Annotated in this window: 17 protein-coding genes and 1 pseudogene; 14 read left to right on the plus strand and 4 right to left on the minus strand. The window is 65.7% G+C overall.

Translation table 11 applies throughout. The features are described 5' to 3' along the window. Nucleotides 1-11: 11 nt before the first annotated feature. The 4 genes from ruvX to gshB all read right to left on the minus strand — a co-directional run bounded on the left by ruvX (nt 12) and on the right by gshB (nt 3,054). Nucleotides 12-452 (minus strand): Holliday junction resolvase RuvX, encoded by a 441-nt coding sequence (gene ruvX / locus QBK88_RS00870; protein WP_158153390.1) that lies wholly within the window; start codon nt 450-452, stop codon nt 12-14. Further along, nucleotides 452-1,021, minus strand: coding sequence for a YqgE/AlgH family protein (locus QBK88_RS00875; RefSeq protein WP_158153389.1), 570 nt, complete (start codon nt 1,019-1,021; stop codon nt 452-454). The genes ruvX and QBK88_RS00875 overlap by 1 nt, the downstream gene beginning before the upstream one ends. A gap of 63 nt (nt 1,022-1,084) precedes the next feature. Further along, entirely contained in the window at nt 1,085-1,990 is a 906-nt protein-coding gene (locus QBK88_RS00880) for an energy transducer TonB (RefSeq protein WP_277960527.1), read from the minus strand. A 110-nt stretch (nt 1,991-2,100) separates the two neighbouring features. Further along, a complete protein-coding gene (gene gshB / locus QBK88_RS00885; protein WP_277960528.1) occupies nt 2,101-3,054 on the minus strand; it encodes a glutathione synthase in 954 nt (317 codons plus the stop codon). A gap of 266 nt (nt 3,055-3,320) precedes the next feature. On the opposite strand from gshB, the gene pilG reads away from it, so the two are divergent. The 14 genes and pseudogenes from pilG to madL all read left to right on the plus strand — a co-directional run bounded on the left by pilG (nt 3,321) and on the right by madL (nt 19,955). Next, nucleotides 3,321-3,719 carry a twitching motility response regulator PilG gene (gene pilG / locus QBK88_RS00890; RefSeq protein WP_277960529.1) on the plus strand — a complete coding sequence of 133 codons (399 nt, stop codon included), beginning with the start codon at nt 3,321-3,323 and terminating at the stop codon, nt 3,717-3,719. Nucleotides 3,720-3,740: 21 nt separating this feature from the next. Next, nucleotides 3,741-4,106: a twitching motility response regulator PilH gene (gene pilH / locus QBK88_RS00895; protein ID WP_277960530.1), complete on the plus strand. Its 366-nt coding sequence runs from the start codon at nt 3,741-3,743 to the stop codon at nt 4,104-4,106. 9 nt (nt 4,107-4,115) lie between these two features. Then, nucleotides 4,116-4,649 carry a chemotaxis protein CheW gene (locus QBK88_RS00900; RefSeq protein ID WP_277960531.1) on the plus strand — a complete coding sequence of 178 codons (534 nt, stop codon included), beginning with the start codon at nt 4,116-4,118 and terminating at the stop codon, nt 4,647-4,649. A 73-nt stretch (nt 4,650-4,722) separates the two neighbouring features. Next, on the plus strand, nt 4,723-6,771 hold the full coding sequence (locus QBK88_RS00905) for a methyl-accepting chemotaxis protein (RefSeq protein ID WP_158153383.1): 2,049 nt from the start codon (nt 4,723-4,725) through the stop codon (nt 6,769-6,771). Nucleotides 6,772-6,797: 26 nt separating this feature from the next. Then, nucleotides 6,798-12,638 (plus strand): Hpt domain-containing protein, encoded by a 5,841-nt coding sequence (locus QBK88_RS00910; protein WP_277960532.1) that lies wholly within the window; start codon nt 6,798-6,800, stop codon nt 12,636-12,638. Next, on the plus strand, nt 12,631-13,089 hold the full coding sequence (locus QBK88_RS00915) for a chemotaxis protein CheW (protein WP_277960533.1): 459 nt from the start codon (nt 12,631-12,633) through the stop codon (nt 13,087-13,089). The genes QBK88_RS00910 and QBK88_RS00915 overlap by 8 nt, the downstream gene beginning before the upstream one ends. A gap of 345 nt (nt 13,090-13,434) precedes the next feature. Beyond that, entirely contained in the window at nt 13,435-15,111 is a 1,677-nt protein-coding gene (gene mdcA / locus QBK88_RS00920; RefSeq protein WP_277960534.1) for a malonate decarboxylase subunit alpha, read from the plus strand. After that, nucleotides 15,111-15,971 (plus strand): triphosphoribosyl-dephospho-CoA synthase, encoded by an 861-nt coding sequence (locus QBK88_RS00925; RefSeq protein WP_277960535.1) that lies wholly within the window; start codon nt 15,111-15,113, stop codon nt 15,969-15,971. The genes mdcA and QBK88_RS00925 overlap by 1 nt, the downstream gene beginning before the upstream one ends. Further along, the gene (locus tag QBK88_RS00930; protein WP_277960536.1) at nt 15,971-16,270 is read left to right on the plus strand and encodes a malonate decarboxylase subunit delta; all 300 of its coding nucleotides are present in this window, start codon (nt 15,971-15,973) and stop codon (nt 16,268-16,270) included. The genes QBK88_RS00925 and QBK88_RS00930 overlap by 1 nt, the downstream gene beginning before the upstream one ends. Continuing rightward, nucleotides 16,263-17,123 (plus strand): annotated as a pseudogene (locus QBK88_RS00935) (biotin-independent malonate decarboxylase subunit beta); the annotation flags it as partial. The gene QBK88_RS00930 and the pseudogene QBK88_RS00935, both read left to right, overlap by 8 nt. A gap of 3 nt (nt 17,124-17,126) precedes the next feature. After that, on the plus strand, nt 17,127-17,972 hold the full coding sequence (gene mdcE / locus QBK88_RS00940) for a biotin-independent malonate decarboxylase subunit gamma (protein WP_277960686.1): 846 nt from the start codon (nt 17,127-17,129) through the stop codon (nt 17,970-17,972). Then, entirely contained in the window at nt 17,963-18,562 is a 600-nt protein-coding gene (locus tag QBK88_RS00945) for a malonate decarboxylase holo-ACP synthase (protein ID WP_277960537.1), read from the plus strand. The genes mdcE and QBK88_RS00945 overlap by 10 nt, the downstream gene beginning before the upstream one ends. Then, on the plus strand, nt 18,559-19,485 hold the full coding sequence (mdcH, locus tag QBK88_RS00950; RefSeq protein WP_277960538.1) for a malonate decarboxylase subunit epsilon: 927 nt from the start codon (nt 18,559-18,561) through the stop codon (nt 19,483-19,485). Before QBK88_RS00945 ends, mdcH begins: the two co-directional genes overlap by 4 nt. A gap of 62 nt (nt 19,486-19,547) precedes the next feature. Then, nucleotides 19,548-19,955: a malonate transporter subunit MadL gene (gene madL, locus QBK88_RS00955; RefSeq protein WP_277960539.1), complete on the plus strand. Its 408-nt coding sequence runs from the start codon at nt 19,548-19,550 to the stop codon at nt 19,953-19,955.

Raw genomic sequence — 19,955 nt, forward strand, 5'->3', positions numbered from 1 at the left:
GAAACGGGGGGTCAGGATTGGAAGGTGCCGGCGTTTTCCTCAAGCCAGCCCTGCAGCAGCAGCGCGGCGGCAATGGCGTCCACCGGGTTGTCACGGTAGCTGCCCTTCTGGCCGCCACGGGCCATGCGCTGGCCCTTGGCTTCGAAGGTGGTCAGGCGTTCGTCGTGGGTGTGCACCGGCAGGTTGAAGCGACCGTTGAGGCGGCGTGCGAATTTTTCCGCGCGCTCGCACATCTCGCTGGGGGTGCCGTCCATGTTCAGGGGCAGGCCCACCACGATGGCGTCGGGTTTCCACTCCTTGATCAGGGCTTCCACCTGGTTCCAGTCGGGCACGCCGTTCTGGGCCTTGAGTGTGCACAGCTCGCGGGCCTGGCCAGTGATGACCTGGCCAACCGCGACGCCGATCTGTTTGGTGCCGTAGTCGAAGCCCAGCAGCAGGCGTATGGCGGCCATCAGGCGTGCCCCGCCTGGTTGGTGAGCAGGCTGAGGTTGACCCCCAGCAGGGCCGCGGCGGCGCCCAGGCGTTGCTCGCTGTCCATGCCGAACAGAATGTCGGCGTCGAACGGGCAGGTCAGCCATGCGTTGTCGGCAAGCTCGGCTTCCAGTTGCCCGGCTTCCCAGCCGGCATAGCCCAGGGTGATCAGGCTTTGCTTGGGGCCCAGCCCGTCGGCGATGGCGAACAGCACGTCCTGGGACGTGGACAGCGAAATGCCACCCAGCTCCACCGTGGCCTGATAGGTCGGGCCGCTGGGGTGCAGCACGAAGCCGCGGTCGGTCTGCACCGGCCCGCCGCCATAGATAGGGATGAGCTGGCAACTGGCCGGCGGTTCGATGTCCGGGCGCAGCTGTTCAAGGATATCGGCCAGGTTCAGTTCCTGGGGCCGGTTGACCACCAGACCCATGGCGCCACTGGCCGTGTGCTCGACGATGTAGGTCAAGGTCTGTGCAAAGTTCGGGTCCGCCATGTGGGGCATGGCGATCAGGAATTGATGCTTGAGGTAACTCGGGTCGACGTTCTTCATACCTGTAGTGTGGCGTCGAGCAGCCGGGCTGACAAGCCGCCGTTAAAGACTGTTTCGTCGCTATCAGTTACTGGAAAGACGATCACCCTTGGCGAAACGCCAGGTGCGGATGATTTCCAGGCGGTCGACGTCCGACAGGTCGCCGGTAAAAGGCGCGAATGGCGCGGCCAGGCGCACGATGCGCTGGGCGGCCTGGTCCAGCAAGGGCTGCCCGGACGACTCCAGCACCATCACGTCATACAAGGAACCGTCACTGTTGATCGACACCATCAGCCGCAGGCTGCCGTAGATCTGCTGGCGCCGTGCTTCCTCGGGGTAGTTGAGGTTGCCAATGCGCTCGACCTTCTTGCGCCAGTCGTCTTTGTACCAGGCCCCCTTGTCGTGCATGGTCGAGGCGGCCGTCAGGCGGTGGATGCGTGGGCGCTTGGCGTACAGCTGTTGTTCGTGGGCCAGTTCGGCCTCCAGGCTGGAGATCTCGCTGGACAGCTTGGTGCTGTCGAAATCTGGCGTCGCGGGTTTGGGCTGGGCCTCCTGCTTGACTGCTTCGCGGCGCGTGTCGACCTTCTGCGGCTTGGGCGCCACGGTGGTCACCGCCTTCTTCACGGGTGCCACCTCGGGCTTGACCTCGGGTTTCACCGCGGGGGGCGGGGTGACCTTGTTGATCACGTTGTCCTGGAAAGGCGCCACCTGGGTAGTCTTGGGCAGTGCCTTCTGCTCCAGGGTGCCGCTGCCCTGCTGGTTGTCCTGGGCCAGGTAGTCGGCCTTCTTCGGCGCCTTGGCGTCCTTGAAGGTAGACAGGGTGATCTCCAGGGTCTGGCGAATTTCCTCAGGCTTGGTGACGGTGAAACTCACGCCCAGGATCACCACCACGTGCACCAGGGCGGCCACGAACAGGGTAAAGCCGAGCCTGTCCGCCGGGCGCACGGCAGCACGGGAAAACTTGGCAGGGATGTCGGTTGCGGCAGTCATCGGTTATCCGGCAGTCGTGCGGCGCGGGGGTGTTCCGGCAGCGCACGCCCAACAGCAAAAAATGGGCGTGCATCATAACTCACCGCGCGGAAAAACCCCTGCCTTGTCGCTCAGCGGGCCTTGAGCTTGCGATCGATGGCGTCCATCAGCTGGCCGCCGATATTGGTGCCGAAGGCAGCGTCGATCTCGCGGATGCAGGTGGGGCTGGTGACGTTGATCTCGGTCAGGTGCTCGCCGATCACGTCCAGGCCCACGAACAGCAGGCCCTTGGCGCGCAGGGTGGGGCCGACCTGTTCGGCGATCCAGCGGTCCTTGTCGGTCAGCGGGCGGGCTTCGCCACGGCCGCCGGCGGCCAAGTTGCCGCGGGTCTCGCCTGCGGCGGGAATGCGCGCCAGGCAATAGGGTACCGGCTCGCCGTCGATCATCAGAATGCGCTTGTCGCCGTCCTTGATGGCCGGCAGGTAGGTCTGCGCCATGATCTGCTGGGTGCCGTTGGCGGTCAGGGTTTCCAGGATCACCGACAGGTTGGGGTCGCCCGGGCGGTGCCGGAAAATCGAGGTACCGCCCATGCCGTCGAGCGGCTTGAGGATTACGTCGCCGTGTTCGGTGGCGAACTGGCGCAGGATATCGGCCCGGCGGCTGACCATGGTGGTCGGTGTCAGGTGCGGGAACAGCGTGGCGAACATTTTCTCGTTGCAGTCACGCAGCGATTGCGGCTTGTTCACCACCAGTACGCCGTCGTTTTCCGCCTGTTCGAGCAGGTAGGTGCTGTACACGAACTCCAGGTCGAAGGGCGGGTCCTTGCGCATCAGGATCACGTCCAGGTCGGCCAGGGGGGCATCGACTTCGGACTCGAATTCGAACCAGTGTTCGGGGTTGGCGAAGACTTTCAGCGGGCGCATGCGCGCGCGGGCCTTGCCACCGGCCTGGTACAGGTCCTGGATTTCCATGTGGAACAGGGTCCAGCCGCGTTCCTGGGCAGCCAGCAGCATGGCCAGCGAACTGTCCTTTTTATAGGAAATTTCGGCGATGGGGTCCATGACAATGCCGAGGCGTACGCTCATGGGAAGCTCCTTGGGACGGCTGGGGCCGCCGGAAATAGGTGTGCAAAAGTGGCGTCAGGGTGGCGCTGCCAAGGCCCGGGGTCAAGGGGGGCGTGAATGGAACCCGCCGCCTGAGTGTGCTAAAAAGGCTTGTTATTGTGGAAGAACCCCGCAGCCGCGAGGGCTACGCTGTCGTACAGAGAACATGCGGATGGTGAAGCGCCGCTGCGCCCCCGCTGCCGCATCGGTATGGTCAGCTCGTTTGTCAGCGCCCAAAGCAGATCCCTATGAAACAGCACCCCGTAGCGCTCAAGGTGATGGTGATCGACGACTCGAAGACGATTCGCCGCACCGCCCAGATGCTCCTGGAAAACGTCGGCTGCGAGGTGATCACCGCCACCGACGGTTTCGACGCATTGGCCAAGATCGCCGACAATCATCCGCGTATCATCTTTGTGGATATCATGATGCCGCGCCTGGACGGTTACCAGACCTGTGCGCTGATCAAGAACAACAGCGCCTTCAAGGCCACCCCGGTGATCATGCTGTCGTCCCGCGACGGCCTGTTCGACAAGGCTCGTGGGCGCATCGTGGGTTCCGATCAGTTTCTGACCAAGCCTTTCAGCCAGGAAGAACTGGTGGGGGCCATCAGGGCTCATGTACCGGGTTTCGCCGCCGCGCACTAACTAATGAAGATGGGGAACAGCATGGCTCGTATTCTGATCGTCGATGACTCGCCGACCGAAATGTACAAACTGACCGGCATGCTCGAAAAGCACGGTCATGAAGTGCTCAAGGCCGAGAACGGCGCTGATGGCGTGGCCCTGGCACGCCAGGAGAAGCCCGATGCAGTGCTGATGGACATCGTCATGCCCGGCCTCAACGGCTTCCAGGCGACCCGCCAGTTGCACAAGGAGGAGGAGACCGCTCACATCAAGGTGATCATGATCACCACCAAGGACCAGGAAACCGACAGGATCTGGGGTACCCGCCAGGGCGCCAAGGACTACCTGACCAAACCTGTGGATGAAGAAACCCTGATCCGGACACTGAACGCCGTGCTGGCGGGCTGACCCCCGGCCATGGCGCAGACAGCCTTTGAACTGCTGCTGGACATCGACCAGCGCTGTCGGCAACGAGCGGCGCAGTTGCCGTCGCAGGAAAACCGCCTGCAGACCTGGAGCGGCATCGGCTTTCGCCTGGGCGAGCACTGGTACGTGGCGCCCATGGGCGAGGTGGCCGAGGTACTGCACGAGCCACGTCTGAGCCAGGTGCCCGGGGTCAAGCCGTGGCTGCTCGGCGTGGCTAACGTGCGCGGGCGGCTGTTGCCGGTGATGGACCTGTGCGGGCTGCTCGGTCATGAGCTGTTGCAGCCGCACAAGCATCGACGGGTACTGGTGATAGACCGTGACGAGCTGTTTGCCGGCCTGCTGGTGGACGAGGTGGGCGGCTTGCAGCACTTTCCGCTGCACAGCCTGGACCCCGCCGTGACCGCCGGCCTGCCCCAGGGCATGTCCGCCTTCGTCCAGGGGCACTTCCAGCGTGACCAGCTATGGAACGTCTTCAGCCCCAATGCACTGGTGCAGACCCCTGGTTTCATGAATGTGGCACTTTGAAACTCCCTACTCGTCAGCGGCGCGCCGGCAGTGGAATGAACAACGCACGGCAGTGCAGGCGGGGACCTGAGCAATGAACAAGGCAGCAACCGGAAACACGGTACAACGTTCGCGCAGCAGTGCGCAGATCGCGGGGCTGTTCGTCGTCCTGATTGTCTCGATCATGCTGTTGTTCGCCAACTTCGCCTACCTCAACACGCAGTCCAACTACGACAAACAGTACATCGGCAACGCCGGCGAGCTGCGGGTGCTGTCGCAGAACATTGCCAAGAATGCTACCGAAGCCGCCTCCGGCAAGCCCCAGGCGTTCAAGCTGCTGGCCGAGGCGCGCAACGATTTCGACCGCCGCTGGGCGTTGCTCAAGTCCGGCGACACGGGTACAGGCCTGCCGCCGGCCCCGGCCTCGGTGCACCAGGAAATGCGCCTGGTGCAACGTGACTGGGAGAGCCTGCGCAAGAATACCGACGCCATCCTGGCCAGCGAGCAAACCGTGCTGTCCCTGCATCAGGTGGCCGCCACCCTGGGCGAGACCGTGCCGCAGCTGCAGGTGGAATACGAGAAGGTGGTGGAGATATTGCTGCTGCGCGGTGCCCCGGCCAGCCAGGTGGCGGTGGCGCAGCGCCAGTCACTGCTGGCTGAACGAATTCTGGGGTCGGTCAACACCGTGCTCTCCGGTGACGAGTCGGCTGCTGCCGCGGCCGCCTCTTTTGGCCGCGATGCCAACCGTTTCGGCCAGGTGCTCAAAGGCATGCTCGATGGCGACCCGAGCATCCAGATCAGCCAAGTACAGGACCGGGATGCCCGGGCGCGGCTCAAGGAAATCGCCGAACTGTTCGAATTCGTCTCGGGCTCCGTCGACGAGATACTGGAGACCTCGCCGCAGTTGTTCCAGGTGCGCGAGGCCTCCACCACCATCTTCGGCCTGTCGCAGACCTTGCTGGACGAAGCGTCGCACCTGGCCAACAGCTTCGAGAACCTGGCCGGCAGCCGCACCCTGGATACCGTGGGTGGCTACGTGCTGGGCCTGCTGGCGCTGGGCTCGATCATTCTGATCGGCCTGGTGATGGTGCGTGAAACCAACCGTCAGTTGCGGGAAACGTCGCAGCGCAACGAACGCAACCAGGCCGCCATCATGCGGCTGCTGGATGAGATCGAAGACCTGGCCGACGGCGACCTGACCGTCACCGCTTCCGTCACCGAGGAGTTCACCGGCACCATCGCCGACTCCATCAATTATTCCATCGACCAGCTGCGCGACCTGGTGGCCACCATCAACCTCACCGCCGAGGAGGTGGCCGCCGCGGTGCAGGACACCCAGGCCAGCGCCCGGCAGCTGGCCCGCGCCTCGGAAATGCAGGCCCAGCAGATCAGCGAAGCGTCCATGGCCATCAGTGACATGGCCGAGTCCATCGACCGTGTCAGCACCAATGCCTGGGAGTCGGCCAAGGTGGCCGAGCGCTCGGTGACCATCGCCAGCAAGGGCAGTGAAGTGGTGCACAACACCATTCGCGGCATGGACAACATCCGCGAACAGATCCAGGACACCTCCAAGCGGATCAAGCGCCTGGGCGAGTCTTCCCAGGAAATCGGCGATATCGTCAGCCTGATCGACGACATTGCCGACCAGACCAACATCCTGGCCCTGAACGCCGCTATCCAGGCATCCATGGCCGGTGAAGCGGGCCGTGGCTTCGCCGTGGTCGCCGACGAAGTGCAGCGGCTGGCCGAGCGTTCGTCTTCGGCCACCCGGCAGATCGAGATGCTGGTGCGGGCGATTCAAGCCGACACCAACGAAGCGGTCATCTCCATGGAGCAGACTACCTTCGAGGTGGTGCGTGGCGCGCGCCTGGCCCATGACGCCGGCGTGGCGCTGGAGGAGATCGAAGGTGTGTCCGAAGACCTCGCCGCGCTGATCCAGACCATCTCCGCTGCCGCGCAGCAGCAGACCAGCTCGGCGGGGCAGATATCCCATACCATGTCTGTTATTCAGCAGATCACCGAACAGACCTCGTCCGGCACCACCACCACCGCCGAAAGCATCGGCAACCTGGCGCAGATGGCCAGTGAAATGCGCCGCTCGGTGTCCGGCTTCACCTTGCCCAAGGCCCGGGAGCCCGGCTGAGTTGACGTATCTTCAGGGGAAGCGACATGGCTGACCGCCACGACTATGTAGCGCTGGAGTGGGTCAAGGGCGAAATCGTCGAGACCCTCGGGCAGGCTCGCGCGGCCCTCGAAGCCTTTGGCGCCGAACCTCACGCAGGCGAGGCCATGGGCCGTTGCCTGGGCTACCTGCACCAGGTGCATGGCAGCCTGCAGATGGTTGAGTTCTACGGCGCCGCCTTGCTGGCCGAGGAAATAGAACACCTGGGCCGGGCATTGGCCCATGGCCGCGTCAACCAACAGGCCGAGGCAGTGAAATGGTTGCTTCAGGCGTTTACCCAACTGCCGCTCTACCTGGACCAGGTGCACCTGGCCCGCCGCGATCTGCCCTTGGTGGTATTACCTTTGATCAATGATTTACGCAGCGCACGCGGTGCGCCGCCGCTGGCTGAAACCAGCCTCTTCGCTGTCGAACTGCCTACCCCGGAGCCGCTGGACGCCAGCGAGCTCGCCAGGCTCGACGAGCCGCCACTGCTCGACTCGCTGCGCAAATGGCATCAGAGCCTGCAACAGGCACTGGTGGGCCTGATGCGTGAACAGGAAGTCGCCAGCCACCTGGGGCAGATGGCCCGGGTGTTCGAACGCCTGGAAACCCTGTGCGCCGGTGCGCCGCTCAACCCCTTGTGGCAGGTGGCGGCGGGGTTGGTCGAAGGCCTTCAGAGCGGCGCGGTGCATAACACCCCGGCGCTGCGCAGCCTGCTCAAGGACTGCGATCGCGAACTCAAGCGCCTGCTGGAACAAGGGGCGGTGGGGGTCAACCAGCCCGCCCCGGCGCAATTGCTCAAAGGCCTGTTGTTCCACGTAGCCACCGCCACTGGCCAGTCGCCGCGCCTGCAAGCCCTGCGCGCTGCCTATGAACTGGATGACTCGCCGGCCCCCGGGCGCAGCCTGGCGCAGGAGCAAGCCCACCTGGTGGTACCGGACCCCGACGCCCTGCGTTCGGTGGTCAGCGCCCTGTGCGAAGAGTTGGTGAGGGTCAAGGAGCAGTTGGACCATTTCGTCCGGGGCGATCGCCAGCACGTGGCTGAACTGCACGCCCTGGTGCCACCGTTGCGGCAGGTGACCGACACCCTGGCGGTATTGGGCTTTGGCCAGCCGCGCAAGGTCATCCTCGACCAGATGGCGGTGGTGCTCGGCCTTGCCCAGGGCGTGCGTGAAGCCAATGACTCGGTGCTGATGGACGTGGCCGGGGCCTTGCTTTACGTTGAGTCGACCCTGGTAGGCATGGTCGGTCCCGATGAGCCTGCACGCGCCGACGACAGCCAGCTGCCCGGCACCGAGCTGGTGCACATTCATCAATTGGTGATCAAGGAAGCCCGTTTTGGCTTGCAGCAGGCCAAGGACCTGATCAGCGACTACCTGGAGTCGGGTGGCGACCATGAGCGCCTGCAGCCGCTGCCCGCCTTGCTGACCCAGGTGCGCGGCGCATTGGCGATGATACCGCTGGCGCGGGCTGCGGGCCTGCTGGAAACCTGCAACGAATACATCCAGGCGCATCTGCTGGCCGACCCCCAGCCGCCCGAGGCACCGCAACTGGATGCCTTGGCAGACGCCATCAGTGCCATCGAATATTACCTTGAACGCCTCAGCGAAGACCCTCAGGCCCCGGGCGAGCGCATTCTGGACGTGGCGCAGGAGCGCTTGGCGGCGCTGGGCTACCTGCCCCTGGCCGCGCAAGTGCCCGTGTTGCAAGACGTTCTCAGCCCCACCGAGGCCCTGGTGATGCGTGAGTTGCAGCCGTTGGACAGCCTCGGCATCACGCAGTCTCTGGCCCAGGTGCTGGCCAACCCGGTGTCAGGTTTCAATCCGCCGGCCCAGTCCGCCCCCGCCAGCCTGTTGCCACCCCCTGCTGAAGAAGCCGCGGTGGACGATGAACTGCGTGAAGTGTTCATGGAAGAGGCCGATGAGGTGCTGCAAGTGCTGCGTGAGTACTTGCCCCGTGACGACGCACGCGCCCTGGGTGAAGTGCGGCGCGGCTTCCATACGCTCAAGGGCAGCGGGCGCATGGTGCGTGCCCTGGTCCTGAGTGAATTGGCCTGGGCGTGCGAAAACCTGCTCAACCGGGTGCTGGAGGGCAGTGTCGAAGTGGGGCAGCAGGTACGCGAACTGCTGGAACACGTGCTGCAGACCCTGCCTTTGATCATCGAGGACTTTGCCAGCCACCAGCAACGCCAGCGCGACGATGTCGATCAATTGGCGGCGCGGGCTCATCAACTGGCCAATGCCGCTGCCGGCGACCACGGCCTGGACCCGCAACTGCTGGAGATCTTCCGCAGCGAGGCCCAGGGCCACCTGGCCACCGTGGAGGCATTTCTGTCGGCAGCCGATGCCCATGAGGCGCCAGTGGATGATGCCCTGCAACGTGCACTGCACACCCTCAAGGGCAGCGCCTACATGGCGGGTGTGGTACCCATGGCTGAACTGGCCAGCCCGCTGGATGCCTTGACTCGGGAATACAAGGCCCATCAGTTACCCATGGACACCACCGACCTGGCCTTGCTGCGCCAGGCCGTGGGTTGCTGGCATCAGGGCCTGGGGCAATTGGCGACCACGCCGCTGGCACCGCTGGCCGGCGCCAGCGTGCTCATCGAGCAACTGCGCACGCGCCTGCCAGAGCGTCTGGGGTGTCCTGGCGAGCGCCCTGTGGCCGCCAAGCGTGACCCCCGGGTAACCCAGGCCTTCCTGGGCCAGGCCATGGACATTCTGTTTGATAGCGAATCGCTACTGCGGCGCTGGCGCCAGCAGCCCGCCAGCCGTAATGAACTGGAGCGCCTGCTCGATGAGCTGACGCGCCTGGGCGAGGGCGCGCAGTTGGCCGACGTGCCCGAGGTGGACGAGCTGTGCGAGGCCCTGCTGGACCTGTATGGCGCGGTGGAAGAAAGCAGCGTCAGTGTCAGTGAGCGGTTCTTCGAGGAGGCCGAGCAGGCTCACGACGCCCTGATCGACATGCTCGACCAGGTGGCCGCCGGCCAGGCGGTGGTACCGCAGCCGGGCCGTATCCGCGCTCTTCACGCGTTGCTCGACGAGGGGCTGGCGCCCGATGCCATGGGGCACGTGGGCCAGAACGGTATCACCGACCTGGCTACCCTGACCGGCCAATTGCAGCAACAGGCTCCTGGGGTGGGTGCAGCGGACGACGGCATCACGGCATTCTTCCTGGACGAGGCCGCCGACATTCTCGAAAGCGCCGACCTGGCCTTGCAACGCTGGCTGCTGGAGCCCGATAGCCAGGCATCGCTGGCCGCGCTGCAGGGCGACCTGCACACGCTGAAGGGCGGCGCGCGGATGGCTGATATTGCCGCCGTCGATGATCTGGCCCAGGAGCTGGAACTCACCTATGAAGCCCTGGGCAAGCGTCGCCTGGGCTTCAGCGAGGGCCTGGCAACGTTGTTGCTCGACTGCCATGAGCAACTGGCGACCATGCTCGAACAGCTTCAGCGGGGACAACGCGCCAGCGATGCGCCGGACCTGATCCAGGCGCTGGTCGACGAGCGCCAGGGCGGGGTGCCGGCTACCGTCGAGCCAGCACCCAACCCGGCGCCGGCCGGCGATAAGGAGTTGCTGGCGGTGTTCCTCGAAGAGGGCCTGGATATCGTCGAAAGCTCGGGCGCGGCCTTGCAACGCTGGCAGGCCGACCCGCGTAACAGCCTGGAAGTGGAGAACCTGCTGCGTGACTTGCACACCCTCAAGGGTGGCGCGCGCATGGTCGAGGTCGCACCCATCGGTGACCTGGCCCATGAAATGGAGTTTCTCTACGAGAACCTGTCCGCAGGGGTGCTGGCCCCCAGCCCGCCCTTGTTCAGCCTTCTGCAGAATGGCCACGACCGGCTGGCGCACATGCTCGATACCCTGCGCCAGAACCAGCCGGTGCAACCGGACCCCACGCTGATCGCCGCGATTCGTGGTTTTGTCAGCCCGGTGCCGGCCACGCCCCAGCCCGAGCGCGCGGTGTTACTGCCTGAACAACCGGTGTCGGCACCCGAGCGCGCGCCCGGTGACATGGTCAAGGTCACCGCCGAGCTGCTGGAGGACCTGGGCAACCTGGCCGGTGAAACCTCGATCTTTCGTGGCCGCATCGAACAGCAGGTCAATGACACCCAGATCGCCCTGGGGGAAATGGAAACCACGATCGAGCGCATGCGTGAGCAACTGCGGCGCCTGGATACCGAAACTCAGGGCCGCATCCTCAGCCGCGAGCATGCTGACAACGAACGCCAGGGCTACGAAGATTTCGACCCGCTGGAAATGGATCGACACTCGCAATTGCAGCAATTGTCCCGGGCGCTGTTCGAGTCGGCCTCCGACCTGCTCGACCTGCACCAGACCCTGGCCTCGCGTAACCACAAGGCCCAGGCCCTGCTGCAATTGCAGGCGCGGGTGAACACCGAACTGCAGGAAGGCCTGATGCGCACGCGCATGGTGCCCTTCGAGCGCATGGTGCCGCGCTTGCAGCGCCTGGTGCGACAGGTAGCCGGCGAGCTGGGCAAGCAGGTGGAATTCGAAGTGGGCAACGCTGAAGGGGAGATGGACCGCAGCGTGCTGGAGCGCATGCTGGCACCCCTGGAGCACATGTTGCGCAATGCAGTGGATCACGGCCTGGAACCGACCGAAGTGCGTCTGGCCAAGGGTAAGCCGGAGGCCGGGCGCATTACCCTGAACCTGCTGCACCAGGGCGGAGACATCGTCATCGAACTCAGCGACGACGGCGCCGGGGTGCCGCTGGAGGCCGTGCGGGCCAAGGCCATCAAGCGCGGGCTGATCGACGCTGGCAGTGAAATCAGTGACCACGATGTGCTGCAGTTCATCCTTGAGCCCGGCTTTTCCACGGCCGCCAAGGTGACCCAGATATCCGGGCGCGGGCTGGGCATGGATGTGGTGCACGAAGAGGTCAAGCAACTCGGCGGGTCGATGATCATCGACTCCAAGCCGGGCCAGGGTGCCCGCTTCCAGATTCGCCTGCCGTTCAGCGTGTCGGTAAACCGCGCCCTGATGGTGCAATGCGGCGATGACGTCTACGCGCTGCCGCTCAATGGCCTGGAAGGGATCGTGCGGGTGATGCCGGCTGAACTGGAAGCCCATTACCAGAATGACCCGCCGCGTTACCACTATGGCGGCCAGACCTACGAGCTGCGTTACCTCGGCGACCTGCTATACAACACCCCTAGGCCGAAACTGCTGGGCCAGAGCCAGCCGTTGCCGGTGTTGCTGATACACGGGCATGAACAGCAGATGGCGGTGCAGGTTGACGCCCTGGCCGGTTCGCGGGAAATCGTGGTCAAGAGCCTGGGCCCGCAGTTTTCCGCGGTGCAGGGCTTGGCCGGGGCGACCATCCTGGGCGACGGCAGGGTGGTGATGATCCTCGACCTGCCGGCGCAGATCCGTGCCGCCAATGTCCGCCAGTTGCAGGCCCCGCCAGCACAGGCGCCGTTGCCGCCGATGGACTCGGACTCAGGCCGGGCACGCCTGGTGATGGTGGTGGACGACTCGGTGACCGTGCGCAAGGTCACCAGCCGCTTGCTGGAACGCCACGGCATGAACGTGCTGACCGCCAACGATGGGGTCGACGCCATGGCCTTGCTGCAGGAGCACGTTCCCGACGTGCTGTTGCTGGACATCGAAATGCCGCGCATGGACGGGTTCGAAGTGGCCACCGAGATCCGCCGCGACCCTCGGCTCAAGGACCTGCCCATCATCATGATCACCTCGCGTACCGGCCAGAAGCACCGCGAGCGGGCCATGGCCATCGGCGTCAACGATTACCTGGGCAAGCCGTATCAGGAGTCGGTGTTGCTCGACAGTATCGCCCAATGGAGCCGCAGCCATGCTTGAGCGCACCATTGGCCGGCGCACCACCCTGACCGCGCTGTTGCTGCCACTGGCGGACCGCACCCTGGTGCTGCCCAACGTTGCCGTGGCCGAGTTGATTGGTTACCAGTATGGGCAGCCAGCGCCAGACCGGCCGGCCTGGCACCTGGGCCACATCACCTGGCGCAACCAGTTGCTGCCGCTGGTCAGCTTCGAGGCCGCCTGCGGTGCCCAGGCGGTGGTCAACGAGCAGGCGCGCATCGTCGTGCTCAACGCCGTGGGTGAAAGCCCGCTGCGCTTTATCGGCTTGCTGATTCAAGGTGTGCCGCGGTCGTGCCGGCTGGACAGCCAGCTGAGTTACATCGACGTGCCGCTGGCGCCGTTGGAGATTGCCGCCGTGCAGGTGGGCGAACAGGTCGCGCGGGTGCCCGACCTTGAGGGCCTGGAACGGCTGCTGGATGAAGCCGCGCTCTGATAACCCAGGCGGTGGCATTGCGGTGTCGGCTTCCCGAGCTTCGCCCGGTCCCACAGACAACCCCGCCACCGCATTAACCCCTGTGGGACCGGGCGCCAGCTCGGGAAAGGTGCGGTGCGGTGGAGCTGGGAGACCGCGGCGTCTGGTTCCCGAGCTTCGCCCGGTCCCACAGAGACAACCCCGCCATCGCATAAAACCGTGTGCCTACCGAAATCTACTTGGACCATCATAGGTCCGCCAGCTTTTAACGTTAACCTCAGGGTAACGGTTCCACCGGCTGCTTGATTGATGCCACGCCACCACGCGCCTATGGTCTACCCACGACATTCCCGCCGTGGAGGCCCCATGACAACGACAATCACCCCCGAGCCACAGTGGACGCGGCGGCGCAGCGAGAAGCAGCGGCGCCTGGAGCAGGTTCGCACCATGGCCGATGGCGTGGTGCTGCCCACCGAGGGCATTGTCGCCGCCCTCGAAGCGCTGCTGATGCCTGGCGACCGGGTGGTGCTGGAAGGCAATAACCAGAAGCAGGCCGATTTCCTGTCGCGCTCCCTGGCCCAGGCCGACCCCGGCAAGCTCCACGACTTGCACATGATCATGCCCAGCGTCGGCCGCCCCGAGCACCTGGACCTGTTCGAGAAAGGCATCGCCCGTAAACTCGACTTCTCCTTCGCAGGTACCCAAAGCCTGCGAATCAGCCAACTGCTGGAAGACGGGCTGCTGGAAATCGGCGCCATCCACACCTACATCGAACTCTACGCACGCCTGGTGGTGGACCTGATCCCCAACGTGGTGCTTTCCGCCGGCTTCATGGCCGACCGCCAAGGCAATATCTACACCGGGGCCAGCACCGAGGACAGCCCGGCGCTGATCGAGCCGGCTGCGTTCAGCGATGGCATTGTCATCGTCCAGGTGAACCAACTGGTGGACGACGTCAGCGACTTACCGCGGGTGGATATTCCCGCCTCCTGGGTCGATTTCGTGGTGGTGGCCGACCGGCCTTTCTACATCGAACCGTTGTTCACCCGCGACCCCCGGCATATCAAGCCGGTGCATGTGCTGATGGCGATGATGGCTATTCGCGGCATCTACGAGAAGCACAACGTGCAGTCGTTGAACCACGGCATTGGGCTCAACACCGCGGCCATCGAGCTGATCCTGCCTACCTACGGTGAGTCTCTGGGCCTCAAAGGCAAGATCTGCCGCAACTGGACCCTCAACCCGCACCCCACGCTGATTCCCGCCATTGAAAGTGGCTGGGTGCAGAGTGTGCACTGCTTCGGTACCGAACTGGGCATGGAGAACTACATCGCCGCCCGGCCCGATGTGTTCTTCACCGGCCGCGATGGCTCGATGCGCTCCAACCGCATGTTCTGCCAACTGGCGGGGCAGTACGCCGTCGATCTGTTCATTGGTGCGACGCTGCAAGTGGACGCCGACGGCCATTCCTCCACGGTCACCCGTGGGCGCCTGGCCGGGTTCGGCGGCGCCCCGAACATGGGCCACGACCCACGCGGCCGCCGCCATGGGACACCGGCGTGGCTTGACATGCGCCGCCCCGGTAGCGATGACACCAGCACCTTGCTCGAGCGCGGGCAGAAACTGGTGGTGCAGATGGTCGAGACCTTTCAGGAGGGCGGCAAGCCCACCTTTGTCGAAACGCTGGACGCGGTGGATGTGGCGAAGAAAACCGGCATGCCCCTGGCGCCCATCATGATTTACGGCGACGACGTTACCCACCTGCTCACCGAAGAGGGCATTGCCTACCTGTACAAGGCGCGCAGCCTGCAAGAGCGCCAGGCGATGATCGCCGCCGTGGCCGGGGTCACTGCCATAGGCTTGCGCCACAACCCCAAGGACACCGAGCGCATGCGCCGCGAAGGCCTGATCGCCTTGCCTGAAGACCTGGGCATCCGCCGCACCGACGCCACCCGCGAATGGCTGGCGGCCAAGAGCATCGCCGACCTGGTGGAATGGTCGGGCGGCCTTTACAACCCTCCGGCCAAATTCAGGAGCTGGTGATGCACGCACTCAACCCGATACCCAACGCCTGCCCCTTGGCAGACCTGGCCGTGGAAGCACTGATCGATGAAGCTGACCTGTCGCCCAAGCCGGCGCTGGTCGACCGCCGTGGCAATGGCGCCCATACCGACCTGCACCTGGGCTTGATGCATGCTTCGGCGCTAAGCCTGTGGCCTGCGTTTCAGGGCATGGCTGACGCGGCCGAGCACCACGGGCATGTCGACCTGCCATTGCGCGAAGCCCTCGGCGAATTGGGCCGTGAGGGCGAGGCCGATATGCTGCGCACCACGGGCGGGGTGAACACCCATCGGGGGGCCATCTGGGCCCTGGGCCTGCTGGTGGCAGCAGCGGCATTGGCGCCGCACGACACGGGGGCCGCCGCACTGGCGGCCAGGGCGGCAGCGCTGGCGTGCCTGCCAGATCGCTCGGCGCCGCAATCCCTGAGCCACGGCCGAGTCGTGGAGCAGCGCTATGGTGCCGGTGGCGCCCGCGCCGAGGCCCAGGCCGGCTTCCCGGCAGTGCTGGAGCACGGCCTGCCACAACTGCGTGCCAGCCGCCTCGCCGGCCATGGCGAGCAGAATGCCCGCCTGGATGCCTTGCTGGCGATCATGGCCAGCCTGGCCGATACCTGCGTGCTGTACCGCGCCGGGCCCGAAGGTCTGGCCGCCATGCAGGCGGGCGCCCAGGCAGTACTGGCCGCCGGTGGCAGCGCCAGCCTGGCAGGCCGGCGTCGCCTGCACCAACTCGACCAGCGCCTGCTGGCGCTCAATGCCTCCCCGGGGGGCGCCGCCGACCTGCTGGCCGCCTGCCTGTTCATCGATCGCCTGGAACGTGGCGAGCATTCACGGAGCCTTGCCTGATGGAAACCCTGACCTTCGAATTTCCCGCCGGGCAACCGGCCCGCGGCCGCGCCCTGGTGGGCTGTGTTGGCTCGGGCGACCTGGAAGTGCTGCTCGAACCCGGCCAGGCCGGCACCCTGGCGATCCAGGTGGTGACCTCGGCCAACGGCGCTTCCCAGCGTTGGGAGCACCTCTTCACCCGCATGTTCAGTGGCCAGGCGCTGCCGGCCCTGCGCATCGACATCAATGATTTCGGCGCCACCCCGGGGGTGGTTCGCTTGCGCCTGGAACAGGCCCTGGAGGAGATCGGCCATGACTGACACCGCGCGCCTGTTGCAACAACACAGCTTCATCGAACTGGGTGCCCGTCAGCGGGCCAAGGCCTTGCTTGACCCAGGCAGCTTCCGTGAACTGGTCGACCCGTTCCAGCGGGTCATGTCCCCGTGGCTGGAACGTCAGGGCGTGGTAACGCAGGCCGACGATGGCGCGGTCATCGCCAAAGGAACCGTGGGCGGCCGCCCGGTGGTGCTGGCGGCTATCGAAGGTGCCTTTCAGGGCGGCAGCCTGGGCGAGGTCAGTGGCGCCAAGATAGCCGGTGCGCTGGAGCTGGCGGCTGAAGACAACCGCAATGGCATCCCCACCGCCGCGATCCTGTTGCTGGAAACCGGTGGTGTGCGCCTGCAGGAAGCCAACCTGGGCCTGGCCGCCATCGCCGATATTCACGCGGCCATCGTCGACTTGCGTCAATACCAGCCAGTGATCGGTGTGGTGGCTGGCAGCGTCGGTTGCTTCGGCGGCATGTCCATCGCCGCTGGGTTGTGCAGCCACCTGATCGTCACCCGCGAAGCGCGCTTGGGGCTCAATGGCCCACAGGTGATCGAGCAGGAAGCGGGCATTGCCGAATACGACTCCCGTGACCGGCCGTTCATCTGGAGCCTGACCGGTGGTGAGCAGCGGTTTGCCAGTGGCCTGGCCGATGACTATGTCGTTGATGATGCCGTCGAGATTGGCCAGCGGGTGCGCGAATGCCTGGAGCAGGGCGCGCCGAAGCGGGTGCGCAGCCAGCAGCATGAAGAGTATCTGGCGCGCCTGGCAGCGGTCGACACCGAGGTTCAGATCACTGCCCAGGCCGTACGCGATCTCTATACCGCCGCGCGCGCCTCCAATGCTTCAGACCTGCCACGTCGCAACCTTCCCGAGCTTCGCCCGGTTCCACAGAACGCGGGGCACGGTCGTGGCGCAACCTGGTTCCAGGCGCTGGCTGGTACCGCTACTCCAGCCGTTGGCCTGCCAGCCTCGGTCCTCGTCGCCGACAGCTGCCTCGATAATTACCCAGCCCGCTACCTGGCGGTTATCCCCGACCCCAACAACCCTTTTCCCCGCGCTCGGCAGGGCGAGGTTGGCCTGCTGGAAGGCTGGGGCCTGGCCAAGGCCGTCGACGAAGCCATCGAAGCCGACCGCGAGGCGCCCGAAAAGCGCGCCCTGGTCGCGATCGTTGACGTGCCCAGCCAGGCCTACGGCCGGCGGGAGGAAGCCCTGGGCATCCACCAGGCCCTGGCTGGCGCCGCCGATGCCTACGCCCGTGCACGCCTGGCCGGCCACCCGGTGATCGCGCTGCTGGTGGGCAAGGCCATGTCCGGCGCGTTCCTGGCCCACGGCTACCAGGCCAACCGCTTGATCGCCCTGCGCGACCCGGGTGTGCAGGTACACGCCATGGGCAAGGCTTCGGCGGCGCGGGTGACCCAGCGCAGCGTGGAGGCACTGGAAGCCTTGGCCGCCAGCGTCCCGCCCATGGCTTACGACATCGATAGCTATGCCAGCCTTGGCCTGCTGTGGGAAACCTTGTCGGTGGCGCAGATCGAGCAACCCGGCGGCGACGACCTGGCCCGAGTGCAGGCGTGCCTGGGGCAGGCCCTGGCCGACATCGCCCAGCGCGGCCGTGATCTGTCCGGGCGCCTTGGCGCGCCCAACCGGGCGGCTTCCGCACGAGTACGGCAACTGCTGCGCGAGCAATGGCAGTGATACGCCCCCATGACCTGCTCTGGGGCCTGACGCCCCGGCACCTGCCGGCCGATGCGCCGGCCTGGGTAGCGGCTGCCTTGGCTGATGGCCAGCCCGTGGTGGTGCGCCGCGATGCTGCGGCCCCGGGGCAGGTGGCGGTGGGCGTGCGCGGCAGCCGGCGCGAACAGCGCTATGCCACGCACATGCCCGTGGCCACCATCAGCCGGCAGGTCAGCCCGGAAGCCTTGTGCCACCGTACCGGACAGGCGAACTGGCCCGCCCTGCAGGCCTTGTACCGCTTGCGCCCGTGCCTGGACGAGCTGGGGTGGGTGTGGGGTGTGAGCGGCAGTGCCGGTTTCGAATTGGCCAGTGGCTTCGGCGCGCTGCATGCCGACAGCGACCTGGACCTGATCATGCGTACCCCGCAGCCCGTGCCACGTGACGACGCACGGCGGGTTCTGGCCTTGCTGGAGGATAGGGTAGACATGCAATTGCAGACCCCCGCTGGTGCGGTGGCCCTGCGCGAATGGGCAGGCAATAGCGCCAAGGTGCTGCTCAAGGCCGCCGATGGCGCGCGCCTGGTCAGCGACCCCTGGAGCCTGCCGGCATGAGCACACTACTGGCATTCCCCGGCCAGGGTGCCCAGCAACCTGGCATGCTCCATGGCCTGCCAGACCATGGGCGGGTGCGGGAGTGCCTGGCCGAGGCGAGCGACGCCCTGGGCCAGTCGGTGCTGGAGCTGGACAGTGCCAGCGCCCTGGCATCGACCCGTGCGGTGCAACTGTGCCTGCTGGTAGCGGGGGTCGCCAGTGCGCGCCTGCTACTGGCCGATGGGCCGGCGCCAGACTACGTCGCCGGGCTCTCCATCGGCGCTTACCCTGCGGCCGTGGTCAGCGGCGCCCTGGCTTTTGCCGACGCGGTGCGGTTGGTGGCGCTGCGCGGTGAGCTCATGCAGGCCGCCTACCCGCAGGGCTATGGCATGACCGCTATTGTCGGGCTGGACCTGAGCCGCGTTGAACAGCTGCTCGCCGAGACCGAAGGGCCGGTGTACCTGGCCAATATCAATGCCGACAACCAGGTGGTGATCGCCGGCCGCGACGATACCATGGCCGAGGTAGCCAAGCGCGCCCGGGCCGAGGGCGCCGCCCTGGTCAAGCCGCTGGCGGTCAGCGTGCCGTCCCATTGCGCGTTGCTGGCTGAGCCTGCCGCACGCCTGGCCGAAGCCTTTGCCGCTGTGCCGCTGCAGACACCGAAGCTGCGCTATCTCAGTGGCACCACTGCGCGGCCCATCGCCCAGCCGGGCAAGCTGCGCGACGACCTGGCCTTCAACATGTGCCGCGTCGTCGACTGGCGCGCGCTGGCGCGAACCGCCTTTGAGCGCGGCGTGCGCCTGCAGATCGAAATGCCGCCTGGCAGCGTGCTCACCGGGCTGGGACGCCGAGCGTTTGCCGAAGGCACCCTCATCGCTTTCCAGGGCGCACGCCTGGATACCCTGCTAGCCCTGATGCAGGAGGAGGCCCGCCGACCCCAATAGACCCGCAACGTTTTCGAAGACAAGAACAACAACTTCGACTGTGCAAACCGAGGACAACAATAATGATTATTTACGGTGTGGCATTGCTGGCTATCTGCACCCTGGCCGGGGTCATCACGGGCGACATGCTCGGAGTGCTGCTAGGGGTGAAATCCAATGTGGGCGGCGTCGGGATCGCCATGATCCTGCTGATCTGCGCCCGGTTGTACATGGGCAGGCAAGGCGGCCTGAGCAAGGACTGCGAGATGGGCGTGGGCTTCTGGGGCGCGCTGTACATTCCGGTGGTGGTGGCCATGGCCGCCCAGCAGAACGTGGTCACCGCGCTGCACGGTGGCCCGGTGGCGGTGATAGCGGCGATTGGCTCAGTGCTGATCTGCGGCGCCACCATTGCCCTGATCAGCCGAACCCACAAGGGCGAACCCTTGCCGCCCGAAGAGCCGGTAGCGGCTCAACCGCTGGGGGCGCGCTGA

Source organism: Pseudomonas sp. RIT-To-2 (genome assembly GCF_029623465.1).
GTDB classification, from domain to species: Bacteria; Pseudomonadota; Gammaproteobacteria; order Pseudomonadales; family Pseudomonadaceae; genus Aquipseudomonas; species Aquipseudomonas silvicola.

Excerpts from the sequence above, each read along its gene's own strand:
- ruvX (WP_158153390.1), bottom strand. The coding sequence starts at position 452 with ATGGCCGCCATACGCCTGCTGCTGGGCTTCGACTACGGCACCAAACAG.
- QBK88_RS00875 (WP_158153389.1), bottom strand. The coding sequence starts at position 1,021 with ATGAAGAACGTCGACCCGAGTTACCTCAAGCATCAATTCCTGATCGCC.
- QBK88_RS00880 (WP_277960527.1), bottom strand. The coding sequence starts at position 1,990 with ATGACTGCCGCAACCGACATCCCTGCCAAGTTTTCCCGTGCTGCCGTG.
- gshB (WP_277960528.1), bottom strand. The coding sequence starts at position 3,054 with ATGAGCGTACGCCTCGGCATTGTCATGGACCCCATCGCCGAAATTTCC.
- pilG (WP_277960529.1), top strand. The coding sequence starts at position 3,321 with ATGAAACAGCACCCCGTAGCGCTCAAGGTGATGGTGATCGACGACTCG.
- pilH (WP_277960530.1), top strand. The coding sequence starts at position 3,741 with ATGGCTCGTATTCTGATCGTCGATGACTCGCCGACCGAAATGTACAAA.
- QBK88_RS00900 (WP_277960531.1), top strand. The coding sequence starts at position 4,116 with ATGGCGCAGACAGCCTTTGAACTGCTGCTGGACATCGACCAGCGCTGT.
- QBK88_RS00905 (WP_158153383.1), top strand. The coding sequence starts at position 4,723 with ATGAACAAGGCAGCAACCGGAAACACGGTACAACGTTCGCGCAGCAGT.
- QBK88_RS00910 (WP_277960532.1), top strand. The coding sequence starts at position 6,798 with ATGGCTGACCGCCACGACTATGTAGCGCTGGAGTGGGTCAAGGGCGAA.
- QBK88_RS00915 (WP_277960533.1), top strand. The coding sequence starts at position 12,631 with ATGCTTGAGCGCACCATTGGCCGGCGCACCACCCTGACCGCGCTGTTG.
- mdcA (WP_277960534.1), top strand. The coding sequence starts at position 13,435 with ATGACAACGACAATCACCCCCGAGCCACAGTGGACGCGGCGGCGCAGC.
- QBK88_RS00925 (WP_277960535.1), top strand. The coding sequence starts at position 15,111 with ATGCACGCACTCAACCCGATACCCAACGCCTGCCCCTTGGCAGACCTG.
- QBK88_RS00930 (WP_277960536.1), top strand. The coding sequence starts at position 15,971 with ATGGAAACCCTGACCTTCGAATTTCCCGCCGGGCAACCGGCCCGCGGC.
- QBK88_RS00945 (WP_277960537.1), top strand. The coding sequence starts at position 17,963 with ATGGCAGTGATACGCCCCCATGACCTGCTCTGGGGCCTGACGCCCCGG.
- mdcH (WP_277960538.1), top strand. The coding sequence starts at position 18,559 with ATGAGCACACTACTGGCATTCCCCGGCCAGGGTGCCCAGCAACCTGGC.
- madL (WP_277960539.1), top strand. The coding sequence starts at position 19,548 with ATGATTATTTACGGTGTGGCATTGCTGGCTATCTGCACCCTGGCCGGG.